The organism is Aurantiacibacter xanthus (assembly GCF_003584015.1).
Lineage (GTDB): Bacteria > Pseudomonadota > Alphaproteobacteria > Sphingomonadales > Sphingomonadaceae > Alteraurantiacibacter > Alteraurantiacibacter xanthus.
In genome coordinates this window covers 1-4,107 of the sequence record NZ_QXFM01000068.1, presented here as the reverse complement: position 1 = coordinate 4,107, position 4,107 = coordinate 1, and the positions used below count along the sequence as shown (strand labels likewise).

Below are 4,107 nucleotides of genomic sequence, written 5' to 3'. Positions count from 1 at the left end.
GCGGCGCAGGCCCCGGCCGGGCGCGAACAGCGAGATCGCTTCGAGCACGTTGGTCTTGCCCGCGCCGTTTTCGCCCACCAGCAGGTTGATCGCGCGCGCGCCGTCCAGCCGGGTTGCGGCATGGTTGCGAAAGGCGGTGAGGAGGATGCGGTCGAGCGCCATGAGACGGCCAGAGCATTAGCCGAGCAGGGCCGGGCAGGTCATGCAAAAAGTCCTTCGCCATGACTTGGGGAAAATTCCCAAGTGTTGGGATATGGCGTTGTTCCATCTTGCCGCAGGATGAACGAAATTGGCAGTTTTCTGCCATTTCCTGCAAACTAGCACGGTGTCTGCAATGTTGGTGGCATCGAGCAGATGGGCTGCTCACACACTAGACAAGAGGAAGTATCATGTTTGCCAACTCGGATTTCACCAACCGCCTGTTCGCCGCTCTGGGCGCGCTTGCGATCACCACCGGCCTGCTGGTTGCCAGCTTCGCTCCGCCTGCCCCGAACGCTACAACGACCGCTGCCACGATGGTGCTGGCATGAGCGAGCTGAACATGCAGAACAGCCCGCAAGCGCCGCGCAAGTTCCACCTCGATAAGGGCGACAAGCTGATCGGCGGCGTCTGCTCGGGCATCGCCAACTACACCAATGTCGACCCGCTGCTGGTGCGGCTGGTTTTCGCGGTCGGCGCGGTGGCGGGTTTCGGGAGCTTTATCCTGCTTTATCTGCTGATCTGGCTGCTCGCCAACTGAGCGACAATCAGGAATGCCCGAAGGGGGAAAAATCGGTCTGTTCGTCGAACACATCGACCCCCTCGCGGCGCTTCAGGAAATTCACCGCCCAATAGGTGAAGGGGGTGAGCAGCGCCTCCCAGGCAGTCTTGATCGCCCATTGCGAGAGGATCACCTGCCACAGCTGCTCGACCGGCCAGCCCGCGAGGCCGTAAAAGGCGAGCGGATAAAAAATCAGGCTGTCGAGCCCCTGTCCGACCACGGTTGAACCAATTGTGCGGGTCCATAGCATCCGACCTCTGGTCAGCAGCTTCATCTTGGCAAGCACGAAGGCATTGGCGAACTCGCCCGCCCAGAACGCCGCCATCGAGGCGAGCACGATGCGCCAGCTATTGCCGAACACGAATTCGTAGGCCTCCTGCCCCGGCCAGCCTTGCGCAGGCGGCAGGGCCACCACCACCGCCGCCATCACTGCCATGAAGGCAAGGGCAGCAAACCCGGTCCAGATCACCCGGCGCGCGTGGGCATAGCCATAGACTTCGGTCAGCACGTCGCCGAGGATGTAGCTTATCGGGAAAAACAACACGCCCGCGCCGAAGGCCCATTGCCCGCCGCCCGGAAGCGGCAGATAGCTGGGCTTGGACGCGCCGATAATGTTCGACAGCAGCAGGATCGCGACGAAGGCCGCCATCACATAAGGGTAGTAGCGGAAAGCCCCGGCGGCATAGCTGTTGGCGGCGACGGGGCGGGGCGCTTGGTGGTCCATGGCGCAAAGCTAGCGCGTACCGCGGTGCAGCAGAAGAGGGCTTTGTGCGGATTATGCAAAGCTCGCGATTTGCCTGGCGCGCAAACATCGCTAAGTGCCGGAAGCAACGCGCCCATAGCTCAGCTGGATAGAGCACGGGACTTCTAATCCTGAGGCCGCAGGTTCGACTCCTGCTGGGCGCGCCACCTCCTTGTGCGGTTGCATTAAGGATGTGCCGGAGGCGCATAATGATGCGCCTCGCTCGAGGGTGTTGGTTCAATTCTACCCCGCTCTTAATGAACGAGGGGATAACCAATGATCTTAGCCGGCATTAGGCAACGAGCGCGATTCGCGGATCTTAGGGGCGAATGGATCCGGTTAGGGGGGGTAATCGTGTCCGGGCGTTGTTTTCGCCCGCGATTGATCTGTGCTCAAGCGTCATCAGGTGATCGACTATTACACTCTTTGGTGCGACCACCTTCACCAAAAGCAACGTAAAATCAATCTTGCAGGTTCATCGATCCCATCAAACGCGATGGAGACCCAGATTATGACGGCCGAGCAGTTCCCCGAATTTTTCCGCAAGGCTAAGAGGGGGGCGAGAGGCTTCGTGAGCGATCACCGAGATGGGGTCGAAATGTTCATTCGGCTAAATGACGGTGGCCGCTTGGAGTTGGTATCGGCGTTGATCGATGCATGGCAGGACGACAAGCCATTCAACAAGGCGGTGTGCGGCGGGGCGCTGAGGCAGACCTGGGACAGTGAACCCTACATCTATGGCGCACGAAGGGGGTCCTACATCAGTGCCGTAGTTGCCCGCTCAACAGAGGTAATCCTTTGGTCGATGCCTGATTTTGTTGAGGAATGGGGTTTGGCAATGATGACGCCCGAGGAGGAGTTCCAACTTCAAAAAATGGATTTCCCGATCACCGTTTTTCGCGGCGGCACGGGGACTTTCAAAGAGGTTGCAGAAGGGGTGAGCTGGACCTTGAAGCCAGAGATCGCGGCGTTTTACGCTAGCACGTGGCCGAAACGATGGGGAGATGAGCGCGAGCCGCTCATTTTGACGATGCAGGTCGAAGAAGAAGAGGTTCATGCATACCTCAACGGACGTGGCGAGGCGGAATTGCTAATTCCGTATTCGGTTCATTTAAAGAAATCCATGAAAGTTGTGGATTATCAATGAATTCTTGTAAATTAAACTAGAACAATTTTTATGATCATTGTCAAAGAAAGTTAAGTATCGCTTTTGAACTTAACGGCTTCTGGGCCGGCTGTTTCGCCACAGTCTGTATCTAAAAGAGCTGAAGCGAACGCCCTGTCTTCTTCGTTCCCCCAATCAAGTTCGAAAAGCCTGCGAAGTGCGTCCATCGATGCGTCAAGCTCTTCATCAGAGATAAGTTCGACGGCCCGTAGAATGAAGTGGAATGCTAGCTCGGGATCGTGTCTGACGCCGAATCCATGCCGATACATCTGACCGAGGTTGTGGAAACCAGCCCAGTATCCAGCGCGCGTTGCCATCAGAAAGTGCAATTCAGCCGAGGACCAATCTGGTTCATGTTGGCCGAACGACCATTCTTGCGCCTCGTCCTTCGATCCGCGTGCCCAACTAAGCGACATCCCAACAAGGTTACGAGACCCAGGATCGCCGAGTAGAGCTTGCTGCCATAACGCAATGCCAGCTTTCGACACAGCGTTCGGGTAAACGACAACGGTTTCCGGAACAGGGTTCAACAGTTTCGAATTAACCGGAATGTAGCTGAGTTCCCAGCTGCCCGAGCCATCATCTGCGCGACGTGAGAGAGCGGGATCGCCCGGTGAACCACGAAACGAGCTTGCGGTGCCAAAACTGCTTACGAATTTATCACCCTCGAGAATTGCACGGATGAGCACGCAACCTTCGTTGCGTGTAACGCTGATGACATTGAGCGGCTGCCATCCAGCGTGACGCCATTCTGGTAAGGGGGCTGGAGATGGACTGCTATTTCCCGGAGGCTTCGCGGTCCCTGCTGATTTGCCAGTCGAACCACCGTTGTCTGTGCAGGGGTGCTTTGGCCACGGAGGCCCTAGCTCATCGAAGTAGACGCGGCCCCCACTCCAGGACTCAAAGAAGTAAACATCGGCGCCGCACACGGGACATCGCGAATTGGGTGTAGTGACGGAGATCTGCGATGTAGGTCGGTTGTTGTTGAATATTGCCGGGGCTTGTGGGTGAGCCCAACCACTTCCACCCGTGTCTCCGCCCCACCCACAGTCACAGTTCGATGGATGATTCCAAGCGTTGCATCCCATGATCGAGTCCCCCTTGTGCGACGAGCGGAAAAGCACGATGGGAGCGTAGCATGCAAATTTCTGAAAGAATGACCTTTCTGAGATGCTGGCCAAGATCTGGGCGCCAAATTATCTTGACCCAATTACTGTCCGTCGTCAGAACATTTGGCACAACTCGCGGCGTAGATCAGCGGAGTGTGGGCCTCGTCTTGGTTTGATGTTTAGGCGGCGAGCTTGCGGTGTTGCAAGCGCCGATGTTCGAGTGTCTTTCGCTTGATCCTTTCTCTTCGTTCGATGATGGCGGCAGCCCTGCCGAAGTAGGCATCGGCGGGCGTGACGTTGTCGAGGCTCTCGTGGTAGCGCTGGTGGTTGT

Annotated in this window: 6 protein-coding genes, 1 tRNA gene and 1 pseudogene; 4 read left to right on the top strand and 4 right to left on the bottom strand. The window is 57.3% G+C overall.

The window, feature by feature from the left end; all coding sequences use genetic code 11:
* Positions 1-162, bottom strand: a 162-nt coding sequence (locus D2V17_RS07410) for an AAA family ATPase (RefSeq protein ID WP_147367284.1), incomplete at its 3' end; no start/stop codon positions are given.
* 227 nt (positions 163-389) lie between these two features.
* Here D2V17_RS07410 and D2V17_RS21280 point away from each other — a divergent pair.
* Both D2V17_RS21280 and D2V17_RS07405 read left to right on the top strand, forming a co-directional pair.
* On the top strand, positions 390-530 hold the full coding sequence (locus D2V17_RS21280; RefSeq protein WP_191229116.1) for a hypothetical protein: 141 nt from the start codon (positions 390-392) through the stop codon (positions 528-530).
* Complete coding sequence (locus D2V17_RS07405; protein ID WP_119592447.1) at positions 527-739, top strand: PspC domain-containing protein; 213 nt, start codon at positions 527-529, stop codon at positions 737-739. The genes D2V17_RS21280 and D2V17_RS07405 overlap by 4 nt, the downstream gene beginning before the upstream one ends.
* A 7-nt stretch (positions 740-746) precedes the next feature.
* Here D2V17_RS07405 and D2V17_RS07400 read toward each other — a convergent pair whose 3' ends face one another.
* The gene (locus D2V17_RS07400; RefSeq protein ID WP_119592446.1) at positions 747-1,484 is read right to left on the bottom strand and encodes a queuosine precursor transporter; all 738 of its coding nucleotides are present in this window, start codon (positions 1,482-1,484) and stop codon (positions 747-749) included.
* A 108-nt stretch (positions 1,485-1,592) separates the two neighbouring features.
* Between D2V17_RS07400 and D2V17_RS07395 the strand changes: the two genes are divergently transcribed.
* Both D2V17_RS07395 and D2V17_RS21700 read left to right on the top strand, forming a co-directional pair.
* Positions 1,593-1,669: transfer RNA gene (locus D2V17_RS07395), tRNA-Arg, on the top strand.
* 239 nt (positions 1,670-1,908) lie between these two features.
* Entirely contained in the window at positions 1,909-2,649 is a 741-nt protein-coding gene (locus D2V17_RS21700; RefSeq protein WP_245978602.1) for a hypothetical protein, read from the top strand.
* A 50-nt stretch (positions 2,650-2,699) separates the two neighbouring features.
* Here the strand turns inward: D2V17_RS21700 and D2V17_RS20930 are convergent, their stop codons facing one another.
* Both D2V17_RS20930 and D2V17_RS07380 read right to left on the bottom strand, forming a co-directional pair.
* On the bottom strand, positions 2,700-3,356 hold the full coding sequence (locus D2V17_RS20930) for an SEL1-like repeat protein (protein WP_147367281.1): 657 nt from the start codon (positions 3,354-3,356) through the stop codon (positions 2,700-2,702).
* 599 nt (positions 3,357-3,955) lie between these two features.
* A pseudogene (locus D2V17_RS07380) lies at positions 3,956-4,107 on the bottom strand (IS3 family transposase); the annotation flags it as partial.

Bases quoted from the DNA above. Each gene is read 5' to 3' on its own strand.
- D2V17_RS21280 (WP_191229116.1), top strand. From the start codon at position 390: ATGTTTGCCAACTCGGATTTCACCAACCGCCTGTTCGCCGCTCTGGGC.
- D2V17_RS07405 (WP_119592447.1), top strand. From the start codon at position 527: ATGAGCGAGCTGAACATGCAGAACAGCCCGCAAGCGCCGCGCAAGTTC.
- D2V17_RS07400 (WP_119592446.1), bottom strand. From the start codon at position 1,484: ATGGACCACCAAGCGCCCCGCCCCGTCGCCGCCAACAGCTATGCCGCC.